The 16,259-nt window shown below is 72.6% G+C and carries 13 protein-coding genes; 9 read left to right on the top strand and 4 right to left on the bottom strand.

Annotated elements, in window-relative coordinates:
* Nucleotide 1: 1 nt before the first annotated feature.
* On the bottom strand, nt 2–427 hold the full coding sequence (locus tag ACIO6U_RS32625; protein ID WP_401724608.1) for an ArsR/SmtB family transcription factor: 426 nt from the start codon (nt 425–427) through the stop codon (nt 2–4).
* 138 nt (nt 428–565) lie between these two features.
* On the opposite strand from ACIO6U_RS32625, the gene ACIO6U_RS32620 reads away from it, so the two are divergent.
* From ACIO6U_RS32620 to ACIO6U_RS32600, 5 genes are all read left to right on the top strand, one after another.
* Nucleotides 566–1,660 (top strand): NADH:flavin oxidoreductase/NADH oxidase, encoded by a 1,095-nt coding sequence (locus ACIO6U_RS32620; protein ID WP_401314042.1) that lies wholly within the window; start codon nt 566–568, stop codon nt 1,658–1,660.
* Between the two features lie 98 nt (nt 1,661–1,758).
* Entirely contained in the window at nt 1,759–2,436 is a 678-nt protein-coding gene (locus tag ACIO6U_RS32615) for a uracil-DNA glycosylase (protein WP_188280927.1), read from the top strand.
* Between the two features lie 25 nt (nt 2,437–2,461).
* On the top strand, nt 2,462–3,301 hold the full coding sequence (locus ACIO6U_RS32610; RefSeq protein ID WP_355343755.1) for a phospholipid scramblase-related protein: 840 nt from the start codon (nt 2,462–2,464) through the stop codon (nt 3,299–3,301).
* 3 nt (nt 3,302–3,304) lie between these two features.
* Nucleotides 3,305–4,387: an N-acetylglucosamine kinase gene (locus tag ACIO6U_RS32605; protein WP_401724603.1), complete on the top strand. Its 1,083-nt coding sequence runs from the start codon at nt 3,305–3,307 to the stop codon at nt 4,385–4,387.
* Nucleotides 4,388–4,468: 81 nt separating this feature from the next.
* A complete protein-coding gene (locus tag ACIO6U_RS32600; RefSeq protein ID WP_355343749.1) occupies nt 4,469–5,356 on the top strand; it encodes a hypothetical protein in 888 nt (295 codons plus the stop codon).
* A 117-nt stretch (nt 5,357–5,473) separates the two neighbouring features.
* Here ACIO6U_RS32600 and ACIO6U_RS32595 read toward each other — a convergent pair whose 3' ends face one another.
* Both ACIO6U_RS32595 and ACIO6U_RS32590 read right to left on the bottom strand, forming a co-directional pair.
* Nucleotides 5,474–6,520, bottom strand: coding sequence for a lactonase family protein (locus ACIO6U_RS32595; protein WP_401724600.1), 1,047 nt, complete (start codon nt 6,518–6,520; stop codon nt 5,474–5,476).
* 83 nt (nt 6,521–6,603) lie between these two features.
* On the bottom strand, nt 6,604–8,169 hold the full coding sequence (locus ACIO6U_RS32590) for an FUSC family protein (RefSeq protein WP_401724598.1): 1,566 nt from the start codon (nt 8,167–8,169) through the stop codon (nt 6,604–6,606).
* A 145-nt stretch (nt 8,170–8,314) separates the two neighbouring features.
* Between ACIO6U_RS32590 and ACIO6U_RS32585 the strand changes: the two genes are divergently transcribed.
* The 4 genes from ACIO6U_RS32585 (at nt 8,315) to ACIO6U_RS32570 (ending at nt 11,578) form a co-directional block, all read left to right on the top strand.
* Nucleotides 8,315–8,893, top strand: coding sequence for an Lrp/AsnC ligand binding domain-containing protein (locus tag ACIO6U_RS32585; protein ID WP_391050250.1), 579 nt, complete (start codon nt 8,315–8,317; stop codon nt 8,891–8,893).
* Nucleotides 8,894–9,603: 710 nt separating this feature from the next.
* Nucleotides 9,604–10,026: a hypothetical protein gene (locus ACIO6U_RS32580; RefSeq protein ID WP_188284393.1), complete on the top strand. Its 423-nt coding sequence runs from the start codon at nt 9,604–9,606 to the stop codon at nt 10,024–10,026.
* A gap of 11 nt (nt 10,027–10,037) precedes the next feature.
* Nucleotides 10,038–10,667: a cell wall protein gene (locus tag ACIO6U_RS32575; RefSeq protein WP_401314053.1), complete on the top strand. Its 630-nt coding sequence runs from the start codon at nt 10,038–10,040 to the stop codon at nt 10,665–10,667.
* 11 nt (nt 10,668–10,678) lie between these two features.
* Nucleotides 10,679–11,578 carry a MauE/DoxX family redox-associated membrane protein gene (locus ACIO6U_RS32570; RefSeq protein ID WP_355343733.1) on the top strand — a complete coding sequence of 300 codons (900 nt, stop codon included), beginning with the start codon at nt 10,679–10,681 and terminating at the stop codon, nt 11,576–11,578.
* A gap of 78 nt (nt 11,579–11,656) precedes the next feature.
* On the opposite strand, the gene ACIO6U_RS32565 is transcribed toward ACIO6U_RS32570, so the two are convergent.
* Nucleotides 11,657–16,249: an endo-alpha-N-acetylgalactosaminidase family protein gene (locus ACIO6U_RS32565; protein ID WP_401724592.1), complete on the bottom strand. Its 4,593-nt coding sequence runs from the start codon at nt 16,247–16,249 to the stop codon at nt 11,657–11,659.
* Between the last annotated feature and the right edge of the window lie 10 nt (nt 16,250–16,259).

Raw genomic sequence — 16,259 nt, 5'->3', positions numbered from 1 at the left:
GTCAGCCGTCGAGCCGGGCCGCCTGGCGGGCCGCCGCGTCGAGGACGCGGTCGAGAAGACCGGGGAAGAGCGCTTCGAGGTCGTCCATGCGCAGCGCGTTCATCTTGGAGGTGCCGCGGTAGATCTGGCTGATGACGCCCGCCTCGCGCAGCACCCGGAAGTGGTGCGTGGTCGTGGACTTGCTGACCGGCAACGGCACGTCGGAGCAGGCCACTTCACCGTGGGCCGCGGCCAGATTGCGGACCACGATCAGCCGCATCGGGTCGGACAGCGCGTGCAGCACCTCTTCGAGCCGGATCTCCCCGGCGCCGGGGTGCTCCAGCGCGCGCCCGGCGGCGGCCGGGGCGTCGGCACCTGCGGCTGGCGCCGACGACAACGGTGCCGGTGCCGGTGCCGGTGGCGCGTGGGACGGAATCGGGAGTGTCATGAACGTCATATTACGATACCCGTCGTAGTTTGACGTCTGCCGTACTACGGCGTCTATCGTAGAAGCCGTCACCAGTGCGCGGCGACAGGCCCCGACCGGTGGAGCCCCGCGACGGAGTCCGACGACGAGGAGAGTGCCGTGAGCGCGCTGTTCGAGCCCTTCACCCTGCGGTCCGTGACCATTCCCAACCGGGCCTGGATGGCGCCGATGTGCCAGTACTCGGCGGCGACCGAGGGGCCCGACGAGGGAGCGCCCGGCGACTGGCACTTCGCGCACTACGCGTCGCGGGCGGTCGGCGGCGCCGGACTGATCCTGGTCGAGGCGACCGCGGTCAGCCCCGAGGGCCGGATCAGCCCCGCCGACCTCGGGATCTGGAACGACCACCAGGTGGCGGCCTTCAGCCGGATCACCCGCTTCCTCAAGGACCACGGCACCGTGCCCGGCATCCAGATCGGCCACGCCGGACGCAAGGCGTCCACGGACCGGCCGTGGGCGGGCGGCGGCCCGCTGGGCGCGGACGAGCGCGGCTGGCAGCCGGTGGCGCCGAGCCCGGTGGCGTTCTCCGACGAGTCCAAGGTGCCGACCGAGCTGTCGGAGGCGGACATCAGGGACGTCGTCGGGCAGTTCGTGGCCGGGGCCCGGCGCGCGCTCGCGGCGGGCTTCGAGGTGCTCGAACTGCACGGCGCGCACGGCTATCTGATCGGCGAATTCCTCTCTCCGCACAGCAACCACCGCACCGACGGCTACGGCGGCGCCTTCGAGAACCGGATCAGGTTCGCGCTGGAGACGGTCGACGCCGTGCGCGAGGTCTGGCCGGAGGAACTGCCGCTGTTCTTCCGCATCTCGGCCACCGACTGGCTGGAGGACGGCGGCTGGACGGCGGACGAGACGGTCCGCTTTGCCAAGGAACTGCTCGTGCGCGGGGTCGACCTGCTCGACGTGTCCACGGGCGGGAACGCCGCGGGCGTACGCATTCCGCTCGGCCCCGGCTACCAGGTGCCCTTCGCGGCCCGCGTGAAGGCCGAGACCGGTCTGCCGGTGGCGGCCGTCGGCGAGATCACCCACCCCCGGCAGGCCGAGACGATCCTGTCCACCGGCCAGGCCGACGCCGTCCTGCTCGGCCGCGAACTGCTGCGTACGCCGAACTGGCCGCTGCACGCCGCCCGTGAGCTGGGCTCCGAGGTGGCGGTGCCGCAGCAGTACGGGCGGGCCTTCCGCCGGGCCGGTATCTGACCGGTCCTGCCCGGCGGTCCGCCGGACGAGCCGTCGTTGCGCGGGCGGGTCCGATCCCCGTCCGCGGCACGGCCGTTGAGCCAGTAGAGTGACGGACCGTGACAGCGCGACCATTGAACGAGATCGTCGAAGCGGGCTGGGCGAAGGCGCTCGAACCGGTGGCGGACCGGATCGCGGCGATGGGGGACTTCCTCCGCGCCGAGATCGCCGCGGGGCGTACGTACCTTCCCTCCGGTGCGAACGTACTGCGCGCGTTCCAGCAGCCCTTCGACGACGTGCGGGTGCTGATCGTCGGGCAGGACCCGTATCCGACCCCGGGGCACGCGGTGGGACTCAGTTTCTCCGTCGCGCCGGACGTACGGCCGCTGCCGGGCAGTCTGGAGAACATCTACCGCGAACTGGGCTCCGACCTGGGGCTGCCGCGGCCGTCCAACGGGGATCTCACGCCGTGGACGCGGCAGGGTGTGCTGCTGCTCAACAGGGCGCTGACCACCGCGCCCCGGCGGCCCGCCGCGCACCGCGGCAAGGGCTGGGAAGAGGTCACCGAGCAGGCGATCAGGGCGCTCGCCGCCCGGGGCCGTCCGCTGGTCTCCGTGCTGTGGGGCCGGGACGCCCGCAATCTGCGGCCGCTGCTCGGGCAGTTGCCCGCCATCGAGTCCTCGCACCCCTCCCCCATGTCGGCCGACCGCGGCTTCTTCGGCTCACGGCCCTTCAGCCGCGCCAATGATCTGCTGGTCCGGCAGGGTGCGCAGCCGGTCGACTGGCTCCTTCCCTGACATGTCTTGACGGTACTCTGCCCGGGTGACGACGCATCCCAATACTCCGGCGGGCTGGTACGCCGACCCGCAAGGCACTCCGAATCTGCTCCGCTACTGGGACGGCAAACAGTGGACGGAGCACACGAACCCCGGCCAGATTCCGCAGCAGCAGCAAGGCGGCGGCAACGCGTGGGAGGTGAATGTCAGCGGCGCCCCCGACCCGTCCAAGGTCCAGCGCCAGGTGCAGCAGCAGGCCGGGATAGCGCCGACCTCGTTCGGCGGCGGCACCCTGTTCACCGAGCCGATCCTGGTGGTGAACCAGAAGGCCAAGCTGATCGAGCTGGTCAACGAGTACAGCGTCTTCGACCAGCAGGGCCGTACCCTCGGCTCGGTCGTCGAGATCGGGCAGAGCACAGCGAAGAAGGTGCTGCGCTTCGTCTCCAGCGTGGACCAGTTCCTGACCCACAAGCTGGAGGTCAGGGACGCGCACGGGCAGCCGCAGTTGGTGCTCACCCGGCCCGCGAAGTTCATCAAGTCCAAGGTGCTGGTGCACCGCTCGAACGGTGAGCCGCTCGGCGAGATCGTGCAGCAGAACGCCTTCGGCAAGATCAAGTTCGCGTTCATGTACAACGGCCAGCAGATCGGTGCCATCAAGGCCGAGAACTGGCGGGCATGGAACTTCGCCATCGTGGACCACACGGAGACGGAGATCGGCCGGATCACCAAGACGTGGGAGGGCCTGGCCAAGACCATGTTCACCACGGCGGACAACTACGTCCTCCAGATCCACCGGCCGCTGGCCGACCCGCTGCTGAGCATGGTCGTCGCCTCGGCGCTGACCGTGGACACCGCGCTCAAGCAGGACTCGCGCGGGCTCGGCTGATCCGTGCCCGCTTCCGCTGACTGGGTGCTCGGGATCGACTCCGGCGGTTCCGGGGTGCGGGTGGCCGTCGCCCGCGCCGACGGCACCGAGGTGTCCGCGCCCGCCGTCTCGGCCCGCCCGGCCGTGACCGGCGAGCGCGGGATCGACGCCGCGAGCCTGCTCGACCAGGTCGTGCCCCTGGTGAACGGCCTGCTGGACAAGGCCGGGGCCGGCACGCTGGCCGCCGCATGCGTCGGCGCGGCCGGTATGGCCACACTCGGCACCGACCTGCGCGCCGTGCTGCCCGACGCCCTGGCCGCCGCCTTCGGGGTGGAGTCGCTGGCGCTGGCCGGTGACGCGGTGACCGCGTACGCGGGCGCGCTCGGTCTGCGGCCGGGCGTCGTCGTCGCCGCGGGCACCGGCATGATCGCGCTCGGCACCGCGGCCGACGGCCGCGGCTGGCTGCGCGCGGACGGCTGGGGCCATCTGCTGGGCGACGCGGGCGGCGGGTCCTGGATCGGCCGCGCGGGCCTGGACGCGGCGATGCGCGCGCACGACGGCAGGGCGGGCGGCTCCACGGCGCTGCTGGCCCGCGCGGAGGACCGTTTCGGGCCGCTCGACGGGATGCCCGCACAGCTCTACCCGCGACCCGACCGGCCCGCCGTACTGGCCTCGTTCGCGCCCGACGTGGCCGCCTGCGCCACGGGGGGCGACCCGGTGGCCTCCGGCATCCTGCAGGCCGCCGCGACGCACATCCTGGAGTCGGCGGCTGCCGTACGGCCGGACGCCGCCGCGGTGGACGTGGCGCTGACCGGTGGCCTGTTCAAGATGGGTGAGCCGCTGCTCGGGCCGCTGCGTGAGCGGGCCGGGCGGATGCTGCCGGACGCCAGGCTCGTACCGGCGGCCGGTGATCCGCTGGACGGCGCGCTGCTGATCGCGGGGGCGCTGCACCGGGACGCGCTGCCGCTTCCGGCCGACCCCGCGCTGCTGCGGCTCGTCTCCCGTGCCGCACCGGCACGTTCGCGTACCGCACCGGTTCGTTCCGGTGCCGACGCGGCGCGTTCCGGCACAGCTCAGACTCGTTCGATGACCGAACGTGAGCGGTGAAAGGGACAGATCAGGACAGGTCTGCCGCGGCTCCGACCCGGCCGAACATCCAGGCGCCCCAAGGCGTTAGCATGCGTCGCCATGAGCACTGCCACAGGGCCCGCCTCCGGCCTTCCCGTTCGAATGCCGCGCCCGCGCCAGCCGGGACGTCACCGCCGACCGGAGGCGCTGGCCGCGCCCGAGGGCGCGCCGGTGCTGGTTCTGGCCGTCCCCGGCACTCCCACCGCCGCCGCGCTCAGTCTGGCGGAGGAGGTCGTGAGCATCGCCCGCTCCGAGCTGTCGGGACTCGATCCGCGGATCGGCTTCGTCGACGGTGAGGACGGCGCGGAGACCGAATTCCCGGCGCTGCGCGGCGTCCTGGCCGCGATCGCGGACGAGCGGTCGGGGGAGGACACCGCGGCCGTCGTCGTCCCGCTGCTCGCGGGACCCGAGGCTTCGGTGCTGCGCAGGATCCGGCAGGCCATCGCCGACACCAAGGCGCAGGTGGAGCTGACCGACGTCCTCGGTCCGCACCCGCTGCTCGCCGAGGCGCTGCACGTCCGGCTCGCCGAGGCGGGTCTGGCCCGCGCCGACCGCGCCCGGCTGTTCACCGTGGCGACCGCGGCCGACGGGATCATCCTGGCGACCGTCGGCGGCGAGGAGGCGGCGCAGGCCGCGGGTGTGACCGGGCTGCTGCTGGCCGCGCGGCTCGCCGTGCCGGTGCTGGCCGCCGCGCTCGACGAGGACGGCTCCATCGCACGGGCGGCGGAGCAGCTGCGCTCCTCCGGCTCCGGCCGGCTCGCGCTCGCCCCGTGCCTGATCGGCCCGGAGATCGCGCCGCAGCTCCTGCACACCGCCGCGGCGGAGGCGGGCTGCTCGGGCGCCGACGCGCTCGGCCCGTACCCGGCGGTCGGCAAGCTGGTGGTCACGCATTACGCGGGCGCGCTGGGCATCGCGATGCAGCAGCAGGAGAGCGCGCCCTCGCACTGAACGAGGCGGCGCGTCGACACGGCGACGACAACGGCGCGGGCGGGCGGTCCTTCGACAAGACCGCCCGCCCGCGCCGTTTCCTCGTCGTGCGGGCCGCGCGAGCCCGCCGCCGCGGCGTCAGGGCCGGGCGAAGAGCACGCAGGACACGGCGGGCAGCGCCAGCGAACCGGCCTGCTTGGGGATGCCGGTGCCCGGGTCGACGTCGAACCAGGTGACGTCGCCGGAGCGCTCGTTGGCCGCGTACAGCCGGGTGCCCGACGGGTCGAGGGTGAGGTGGCGCGGCCAGTCGCCGCCGCAGCTCACGGTGTCGAGCAGTTCCAGCCGCTCCCCCGTCTCGTCCAGTGCGAGCACCGCGATGCTGTTGTGGCCGCGGTTGGCGGCCCAGGCGAAGCGGCCGTCGGGCGAGACGACCAGTTCCGAGGGGTAGTTCTCGCCTTCGGTGCCGTCGGGGAGCACGCGGACCTCGGCGAGCGGGCGCAGGCTGCCGATGGAGGGGTCCCAGCGGCAGACGGTGACGACGGAGTCGAGTTCGTTCATCACATAGGCGTGGTGGCCGGCCGGGTGGAAGGTGAGGTGGCGCGGGCCGATCCCGGAGCGCAGTCCCAGCTCGCGCTCGATCTCCAGCTCGCCGCTGTCGGCGTCCAGTTCGCAGACCCGCACCGAGTCGGTGCCGAGGTCGACGCTGACCGCCCAGCGTCCGCTGGGGTCGGTCAGCACGGCGTGGGCGTGCGGCCCGGTCTGGCGCTCGGGGTGGGGGCCGTCGCCCTCGTGCTCCAGCAGTGAGCGCAGTCCGCCGAGCGCGCCGTCCTCGCCGATGGACAGGACGCTGACGCTGCCGGGCTCCGCGTAGTTGGCCGTGAGCAGGTGGCCGCGGTGGACGGCGAGGTGGGTGGGCCAGCCGCCGTGCACCTGCACGGGCGCGCCGAGCAGCCGGGGCGCGGCCGGGTCCGCGAGCGAGAACGCGGCGGCGGTGCCCTCCGGCTCGGTCTCGCCGACCGTGTAGAGCGTCCGCCCGTCGTCGGACAGGGCGAGGAAGGACGGATTCTGCACCTCGGCGTTGTCGCCGAGCGCGGTGAGCGCTCCCGTGTCCGGGTCGACGGCGGCCGTGGTGAGCCCTCGCCCGCCCGCCGAAGTGAACGACCCGATGTAAACGTGCCCGGCCACTGCCGTACCTCTTCCGCCTGATGTCTGTACGGCGGCTGAGATTAGTACCTGACGGCGGCCGCGTCGCCCCCGGGTCCCACTGGTCAGGCGGCGAGCGGCGCCCGGGGGTCGGCGTGCAGGGGGGCGGCGAGGTCGGTGAGCGCCGTTTCCAGGACCCGCAGGTGGCCGAGCGCGCGTTCGGCGTGCGGATGTCCCACGCCGTCCCGGGGCGTTTCCGGCCGGGGTTCCGGTGCCTCGACGCCGCGTACGACCAGGCGGCGCACGGCGTCCTCGACCCGTCGGCAGGCGGCCGACAGCCGCTCGTCGTGGCCCGCTTCGGGGTGGGCGACGACCTCGGCGAGGCCGCGCACCTGGTGGGCGCAGGCGTCGAGGAGGCGCAGTACGTGACCGGCCCGCGCTCTGCGGGCCCGCAGGGGGCTCAGCGGGTGCACCAGCGGCGCCAGGCAGGCGCGTACCCGGCCGAGTACCAGGTCCAGTTCGGCGGCGCGTCCCGCCAGGTCGGCGCCGGGTTCACCGGCGAGGTGCCGGGCGGCCTGCGCGGTGAAGTCGCGTACGGATTCCAGGGCGCGCTGGATCCAGGCGTCGGTGGCGGCGTGCGTGGTGACCGGCAGCACCAGCAGCACGGCGAGGGCCGCCCAGAGCGCGCCCGCCCCGGTCTCCTCAAGGCGCAGCAGGAGCAGCGCCGGGTGCAGGACGCCGAGCAGCCCGTAGAGGGAGCCGGCCATGACGGTGACGAAGAAGGTCATCCAGGAGTAGGAGACGGCCGCGCTGTAGAAGATGCCGAAGACGCACACCGCGACGAGGACGGCGGACGGTACGGGGGCGCCGTGCAGGGGAAGGGCGAGGGCGAATCCGGCCACGATGCCGAGCGCGGTGCCGAGCACGCGGCGGAAGCCGCGCACCAGGGTCTCGCCGCGCGACGCCGTGTTGACGAAGATCCACCAGGAGGTGGCGACCGCCCAGTACCAGCGGTCCTCCGACAGTGCCTGGCCGAACGCGAGGGCTCCGGCCGCGGCGGTCGCGGCCTGGACGGCCTGCCGGGTGGTCGGCCTGCGCAGACCGGGCGGTTGGACAAGAGAGATGGCCGGTACGGGAGCGGCGCCGCGTTCGTAGCACCACAGGCCGAAGCGGACGGTGGCGGCGACGGCGAGGCTGAGGCCGATCGCCGCGTACAGCTCGGGGAGTTCGGCCGGTACGGCGTGCAGGAACTGCGCGATGAAGAACATCATGAAGCCGAAGACGCCGAGCGCGTGGCCGCGGGCGCCCCAGCGGCGGACGTAGACCCCGGCGAGGACGACGGCGACGAAGGCGGCGTCGCGGGCGAGCGGGTACGGGTGCAGCCAGGCCGCGGCGGTGAGCACCGGCAGTCCGGTCAGGGGCATCAGGGCGATGGTGACCGCCTGCTGGCCGACGCGGGGGTCGGCGACGACGAAAAAGGCGAGCAGCGCGGCGAGACCGCCGCCGCACATCGCGGGCAGCGGAAATCCGGCCAGGCCCGCCGCGGTGACGGCGAGCGCGATGCCGAGGACGGCGCGGGAGGCGTGGCGCAGCCGCGCGCGGCCCGGATCCGGTGCGACGAACAACTTCTTCACGTGTGCGGTTCCACCCCTGTCCGGTACGGGTGCCCGGCGGCGGTCGGCGCCGGACATGGCAAAGGCGTTGCGGAGGACCGCAACGCCATCGTCACCACCAGGAAAGCACCCGAGCGGGCAGTGGCTCAAACTGGTCGCTCGGCGCTGTGCCATTGGTACGGTGAGGGTGTCCTGTCATCGACCATGAGGAGACCAGTGGCCCATGGCCGTCGACGCACTGGACACCCGCATCCTGCGGCTGCTGCTGGAGCAGCCGCGCACCAGCGTCCGTGAGTACGCCCGCATACTCGGCGTGGCCCGCGGCACCCTCCAGGCCCGGCTCGACCGGCTGGAGCGTGACGGGGTGATCACCACGGCGGGACCACGCGTGTCGCCTGCCGCGCTGGGCCACCCGGTGCTGGCCTTCGTGCGGATCGAGGTGACGCAGGGGCGCCTGGACGACGTGGGCGAAGCGCTCGCGGCCGTGCCGGAGATCATCGAGGCGCTCTCGATCACCGGCGGCGGGGATCTGCTCACCCGGGTCGCGGCCCGCGACAACGCCCATCTGGAGGACATCATCCAGCGGCTGATCCAACTGCCGGGCGTGGTCCGCACCCGTACGGAGATCGCCCTGCGCGAGCGGGTCCCGTACCGCGTGCTGCCGCTGGTGGAGGCCGTGGGCCGCAGCGCGGCGACCCGACGCCAGGGCGGCGGACCGGGCGGCAGGGCGGCCGGGGTCCCGGGGCCCGGCGCCGGATCGGGCGACGGATCAGGCGGTGGCGCTCAGCGGGCGACCCGGTAGCCCTTCACCGCCGGGCGACACCCCCAGCGACCGCGCCCGATACGCGGGCGGCAGGCGGCAGGCGGCAGGCGGCAGGCGGCAGGCGGCAGGCGGCAGGCGGCAGATCGTAGGCGTACGCGAGCCGCCGTGGCCGCGGCTGGCTGGATCACGACATCCCGGGCACCCCGCAAAAGACGGCCCACGCGTCCGCGCGCCGCGCGGCGGCCGTGATGCCCGAGGCCAACGCCCGGTACCCCGCACCGTACGGCTCGTGCCGCCCGCCCCAAGGGCCTCTCGTGTCTCCCGCCCTCTGGCGGACGCGCGTAGAAGCGCGCATCATGGCCGTGTTCCACCATCACTGCCGACCCATCCGACGCACACCTTGTCATGGGCATGCAATTCTCCCGGCGTCCCCACATGCCCCGGAATCCCCACAGGACCCGCGCCACCCTCAGTACTCGCAGCACCCGAACCCCCCACTGTCCCCCCATGCATCGAGCGCACCACGCACCTCGCACATCCGCGCAATTCACGCCACACCGCCCCACCGCCTCGCGGCCCCGCCCGTCGCCCCACCTCCCCCGCGAGCGCGCGCATCCCGGACGCCGAACACCCAGCACCGCCGCCGTCCCCACCGGCGGCCCCGTGTCACGTGTCACGCATGGCGCGGCACGCACCTTGTGTTGTCATGCGCAGGTCACAACGCCTGCGCGCGAGCGAAGGGAATCGACATGGCTTGCGGATCGACCAGTCTCTGGGCAGGTGAGACCACCTGGTTCTGCTGCGGCAGCGCCTGGGGCCCCTGCGGCAGCACCGGCACCGGTGCCTGCGGCACCTGCCAGTCCAACGCCCACCAGGCGGCGTGGCCGAACGCCTCCCAGGCGTGCTTCGACATCACCCGGCCCGACCTGTGCGGTGAGACCATCGCGCGCCGCGGCTGCGGCTCGGTGATGAACGTCAAGCACCAGTGCTCCGGCGCGACGGTCTGCGTCACGGTCTCCGACTGCGGACCGCGCACCAAGAGCTTCTGCGGCGAGTCCGCGTGCTGCAACGGCGTCTGCCGCACCAACCGGGTCATCGACCTGACCCCGGCCGCGTTCTCCGCGATCGGCAATCTCAGCTCCGGCAAGCTCCCCGTCTACATCTACGAGTGAGGAGGACCGACATGAGCCACGACCAGAATCCCGCGGGCCGCGGCCGGATGGACCGCCGGCGCTTCCTCACCACCGCCGCGCTCGGCGGTGCGACCATCGTCGGCGCCACCGCGCTCGGCGGCATCGACGCGGACGCCGCCTTCGCCGCGCCGATGCCGTCGCTCGACCCGGCGATCTCCAAGTCGGCGTTCGCCGAGGGCCGGATCACCGCGATCAACGGCACCGTGCTGGAGGTCGCCGGCTCCTACGGCGACCAGCACCTCATCCAGCTCACCAACGCCACCAGCGTCTGGAAGCTGCGCCCCACCACCGCGGCGGAGATCAAGGTCGGCGACGGCCTGTACGCGCGCGGTGTCGACATGCCCGACGGCACCATCGCGGCCGACGCGGTGTGGGTCAACATCGTGAATCTCTTCTGCGAGATCCAGGGCATCGCCAAGGACCGGCTGCACCTCACGCACGGCAACAACCACGCCGTCGTGGGCCGGATCGTCACCGAGACGACCACCGCTTCGTATCTGGGCGGCGCGCTCACCTCGGACCTGTCGCGGGTGCGGATCGGGCAGTCGGCGCAGATCCTCGGCGCCTGGCGTCCCGAGGACGACACCATCGACATCGCCCGCGTGACCGTCGGCCACTAGGAGGGAGCGCGATGATCTCCGTCATCCCGAGTCTGGCGCCGCTGCTGTGCGGGGTCCTGCTCGCCGTGACCGGCGCGCCGAAGCTCTTCGGCCGCCGTACGGCCCAACTGGCCGCGAACACCGTCCTGGTGCGGGTCCTGGGCAACGGCCACCGCGCCACCCGGGCACTGCGCGCGGTGGGCGCGGTCGAGCTGCTGATCGCGGCGGCGCTGCTCGCCGTTCCCGAGGCCGTGGCGCCCGCCGTGGCAACCGCGGTCCTGGGCGCGGGCTTCACCGCGTATCTGGGCTACGCGCGGGCGACGGCGCCCGAGTCGTCCTGCGGGTGCAGCGCCCGTGACGAGGGGCCGGTCGGCTGGCGGTCCTTCACCCGTGCCGGTCTGGTCGTCGTGGGCGGTCTGGCCGCCGTGGCCGCCGACCGTACGTGGTGGTCGCGGATCGGCGGGGATCCGGTGCCGTCGGCCGTCGTCCTGGTGGTGGCCGCGGCGGTACTGCTCGGTCTGTCCTCCGACCTCGACCAGCGGTGGCTGCGGCCGTTGCGCAAGCTGCGGCTGCGGGTCCTCGGGCATCCGCTGAGCGGTTCCGGCGAACGGGTGCCGGTCGCGGCGTCCGTGGAGCTGCTGGAGAACTCCCTGGCCTGGCAGGCGACGGCTCCCGTCGTCCGCTCCGCCCTGCTCGACCACTGGGACGACGAGGGCTGGCGCATCCTGCGGTTCGCGGGCGTCCACGAGGACTCGCGCGGGGCGCGGCCGGTGAACGTGCTGTTCGCGCTCGACCTGGCGGCGACCATCGACACGGCGCCCGTGCCCGCGGTGCGGGTGTCCGTCATCGACGACGTCACGGAGGAGCCGGTCGACGTGGACCCGCTCATCTCGGCGGCCGAGCGCCTTCAGCTCCTCCCGCTGGTCAACTGACCCGAGAACGACGGGGCGCGCCCCCCTCCCCGGTCAGGGAGGGGGGCGCGCCCCGCGTGGTGCCCGTTCGGGCCGTGGTCAGGCGCCCGGTGCGGGATCCGGCGGATAACCGACGGGCGTGTCGGCGTAACTGCCGTAGGCCCGCATCTCGGCTGCCGCCGCGAACGGCAGTCCGTTGAGCGCGCTGAGCGCGGTGAAGCGGACATAGCTCGCGCGGACCCGGTCGAAGGCGATGACCTGGGTCGACGGGGAGTCCACGAGGGTGCCGCGGGCGACGGTCGTCCAGGTAGTGCCGTTGTCGGAGACGGCGACCTCGTAGCCGGCCACCCGGCCGTTCTGCCCGCCGCTCTGGCGGTCGAGGTAGCCGAAGCCGTCGAGGTCGGCGGGGCCGCCCAGCTTGAGGGTCACCCAATGGGGGTACGGCGCCTCGGAGTTGGTGTAGTCGGTGTGCCAGATGGTGCCGGGGTCACCGTCGAGCACGTTGGAGACCGGTCCTTCCGCGGCTCCCGAGGAGAGGTTCTCGGAGTCCGCGGTCGCCGTCATCGAACTGGGCGAGAGCAGCGCGCGGGTCGCGACGGTCGCCTTGGCGTCCGCCGACACCGACTTGGTGGCGCCGTCGTCGGTGTAGCCCGCCACGACCTTCCAGGAGGCGGCGGTCCCCGCCGCGCCCGCGGGCGGGGTCAGCAGCCAGGTGGTGCTCACCGACGCGCCGGGCTTCACGGTGGCGAAACTGTTGCCGTGCTCGGTCTTCACCGCCGCGGTCCACCCGGCGGGCAGGCCGTCGAGCCGCTGGACGACGCCGGTGGCGTCGGTCAGCTCGCTGTTGGTGAAGGTGGTCACGTACTCGCTCGGCACGCCGGGGCTCAGCTCGGCGGTCGGCGGCGTCGTCACACTCGCGCACGCCGGACCCGCCGGGGCGGGGCCCAGGTCGGTCACCGAGAAGTCGTCCAGCACGAAGTCCGTGCCGTTGGCGCCGCCGAGCTTGCGCAGCCCCACCCAGGTGTCGCCGCAGCCCGCGACGATCTCCTTGGAGTACGTGGCCGTGTCGAGCGCGGGCGCGAGCACGTCGCGCGTCACGTCCTTCGAGGCGACCTTTCCGCCGCCGACGACGTCCGCGCCGGTCACCCAGGCCCACTGGCCGTCGAGGTTGGTCTGGTAGCGGAAGGAGACCGCGTACGTGTGGCCCGCCACGAAGGGCACGGTCGCGGGCACCGTCCGGTAGACCAGACCGCTGTTCTCCTCGTGGGCCTTGAGCGAGTGGTTCCCGCCGATGACGTCGTCCACCGCCTGGCCCTTGAGGGCCCCTGAGTTGTACGGCGAGTAGGTGTTCTTCCAGGTCTTCTGGCTGTACGGGGCGTGCAGGTCGCTGATGCTGGTGCGCGGGTCGGTGGCGCCGCCCGCGTCGCCCTTGACGAAGGGTCCCCAGCCGGGCTGGTTGCCCTCGAAGTCGTCCCGCGCGAGGACGGTCCCGTCAGAACCGGCCGCCTTCTTGGGCAGCGGCAGCGTGGTGTCGGCCATCAGGCGTATGTCGTCCAGCGTGACGGCCGCGCCCCCCGCCACCGCGCTGACGGCGACGGTGACCTTGCCGTTGGACGGCGCGGTGAAGGTCACCGACGCGCGCTGCGAGTACGTGCCCTGCTTGGCGTCCGCGGCCATCTGGTTGGCGGCGGGCGTGGTGTCGAAGGTGTTGGCGGCGGGCTGCTTGCCGCCGGTGACGGCGAGGGTGGTGGCCCTGCGCTGCCCCTTGGCGATCTCGACGTTGGCGCTGAGGGTGTAGGTCTTGCCGGACGTCAGGCCCTTGACCTGCTGCGAGATACCGGAGGCCGCGGTGCCGAGCCGGGCGACGTTGTCACCGTTGGCGGTGCGTACGGCGGTCGCGCCGCCGTGGGCGTTCCAGGCCGTGAGGTCGCCGGCGTTGAAGCCGGGGTCGTTCAGACCGGTGCCATGCCCGAAGTCGACGTTGGTGTGCGGCGCCTTGCCGGACTGCGGGGCGAGCACGTACGGCTGGTTCTTGTCGCCGCTGATCGTGACCTTGCCGCCGGTCGGGGTGATGTCACCGGCCTTCACCCGGCCCTGGTCGGTGAGCTTGTAGAGGGTGAAGCGCTTGGTGCCCGCGAACTGCCGTGTCACGTCGAAGGTGTGGGCGCCTCCGGACGCGCTGAAGTAGTACATCTTGTCGGCGTCGCTCGGCGAGGACGTGCCGTTGCCGCGCTTGGCCTCGCCCCACGGCAGCAGGTAGCTGTCGCCGTCGAGGACGAGCGCGCCGCCCATGGTCACCTGGCGCTTGCCGCCCGCCATCGCGACGTGGACACCGCCGGTGAGGTCGGCGGAGGCGCCGAAGTCCCAGGTGGTGAGCTGGTAGTGCTGGAGGAATTTGGTCGGCAGGTTGTCGGTCCAGATGTTCCGGTAGAAGGCGTTGTAGTCGTCCTGGCCGGTCCAGCCCTCGAACTCCTTGATGTCGGAGCCGCCGAGCAGCGGGTCGACGTTCCACACGTCGCGGTCGGAGTTGGCGATGAAGCGGACGATGTTGGAGTTGATGCCCTTGTTGGTGGCGCCGCCGTAGTTCTTGTCGCTCGCCCAGTGCGACCAGATCGAGTCGCCCTCGAATTTGTAGGCCCACTCGCTGGCGACCTCGAAGCCCATCGCGTGGAGCTGGCGGGCCAGTTCGTCGGCGAGCCAGCCGCTGGAGTAGTAGGCGTCGATGTAGACGGTCTTGATGCCGGGCGCCTGCTTGCGCAGTTCCTTGAAGCGGTCGAGGACGGCGCCGCTGCCGAGGTCGGTGCGCTGGTCGATGTGGTACGACTGGTTGAGCCAGTCCCAGCCGTTGACCTGGCCCTGGATGAGTCCCGAGCTGAAGTTCTTGGCCTGCGGGTACGCCTCGGTCACATTGACGTGGACGGCGATGTCGGAGTTGTAGTCGGCGCCCACGGAAGCCAGCTTGTTGAGGTCGGTGAGGCCGCCGGCCCTGACGTTGTAGTCGCCGCCGTAGTCCGGGTGCGCGGAGTCGTGGCCCTCGTTGGCGTAGCCCTTCTCCAGCACCCACTGGCCGAGGTCGTCGGTGGCCAGCGAGATCCGCTTGACGTTGTCGAGCGTCTTGAGGAACGGGTTGGTGGCCTGGCTCGCGAAGTTGAACGGGATGTGCTGCACGACGCGTTCGGGCACCCGGTCGGCGCCGAGCGGGCGCGTCATCGCGGCGCGGTAGGCGAGCGCGCCGTCCTCCCAGGTCACCTTGTTGTCGCCGTTGGCGTCACCGGAGAGCACGACCGTGGTCCGCGGCAGCGCGTACGTCGCCACCCGCCGGTCCGTGGCGCCCTTGGGCGCGTAGGTGTAGGTGCCGACGGACAGCTCCGCGCGGCGCGCGCCGCCGCCCGCGTCCACGATCCGCGACTGGAGCCGGGTGTTGCCGTTGTCGTTGTTGTCCTGCGCGGCGTCGTCGGTCGCGTCGGTGATCAGCCCGCCCGCGAGCGTGGAGTTGCTGACGAAGCCGTACGGGGTGCCGACGGACGCCTTGTCGGGCTTGGCCGCCGCGCTGATCGTGAGGAACTGGTCGGCCGTCGTCGTGGAGTCCGTGGAGATCTTCGTACGGGCCAGGCTCGCGTGCGGGTCGGAGGAGTCGACCGACAGCAGCGACTGGCCGGGGATCGAGAACTGGTTGACGGTACGGGCGGCGCTGCCGGTGATCTTCCGGACGGCGAAGACGACGGTCTTCTTCGCCGTCGCGGTGATCGTCGAGGTGATGGTGACGTTCGGCAGGTCGGCGAAGGTCGAGGTGTACGTCGCGGTGTCGCCGTGCGCGGACATCTTCGTGGTCGCGGTGTGCGCGGCGCCGTTGATGTCGAAGGTGTGCAGGACGGACGCCTGGCCCGCGAGGCTGCCGCCGTTCAGCGCGTACGAGATGACCTGCGGGAATTCCTTGGCGACCGTGACCTTGAGCGCGCCGTGCCTGATCTCGACGGGGGTCGCGGGGTCGGCCGGGGGCGGCGGGTCGACGGGTGCGGGCGTGGTGTCGCCGACGGCGCGGACCCTGATCTCGGAGGCGGAGGCGTTGTCGGACCCGTTGACGGCGCTCTCGGCCTCGACCTTCACATAGCGGCCGGTGACGGGCTTGTCGAAGACGACGGTCTGCACCTCGGTGTTGCTCGTCGGCTGGTGGAAGGAGCCGGTCGCGGCGGGCGCTCCCCAGTTCCCCTTCGGGTCCTTGGCGACGGCCGCGTCGTCGGTGACGAAGATCCGGTAGCCCTTGACCGGGCCGTTGGCCTGGTTCTTCACCGAGTAGTCGACACCGGTGAGGGTGAAGGAGCCGCCGACGTCGAGGGTGATCCAGTGCGGCATCGGGGTCTTGGCGACGCCGACGCCGCCGACCACGTCGTAGGCGACCGTCCACTGCGTCGACGGGTCGTTGTCGAACGCGGCGAGCGCCGTGCCGTCCAGGGCCGGGGGCGCGGGGTAGGCGGGCGACTCGGAGTCTGCCTGGACCAGCGTGTACTGGGCGGGGTCGATCGGGGTGCCCGCGGCGGCGGCCGGGTCGGCCGACGTCTGCGGCGGGGCGGCGAGCGCCGGAGTGACGCCGACCGACAGCAGGGCGAGCGAGGCGAGCAGGGTGGCGGCGGTCGCGGACCGCTGCCGCCGCCACCTTCCGCGGTGGGGTGATCGGGGCGAGCGCGAGGTCATTCCTGTACCA

The sequence above is a fragment of the Streptomyces sp. NPDC087422 genome, assembly GCF_044744145.1.
GTDB lineage: Bacteria > Actinomycetota > Actinomycetes > Streptomycetales > Streptomycetaceae > Actinacidiphila.
Note: the sequence above shows the minus strand (reverse complement) of the source record. Positions and strands in the feature narration are given on the sequence as shown.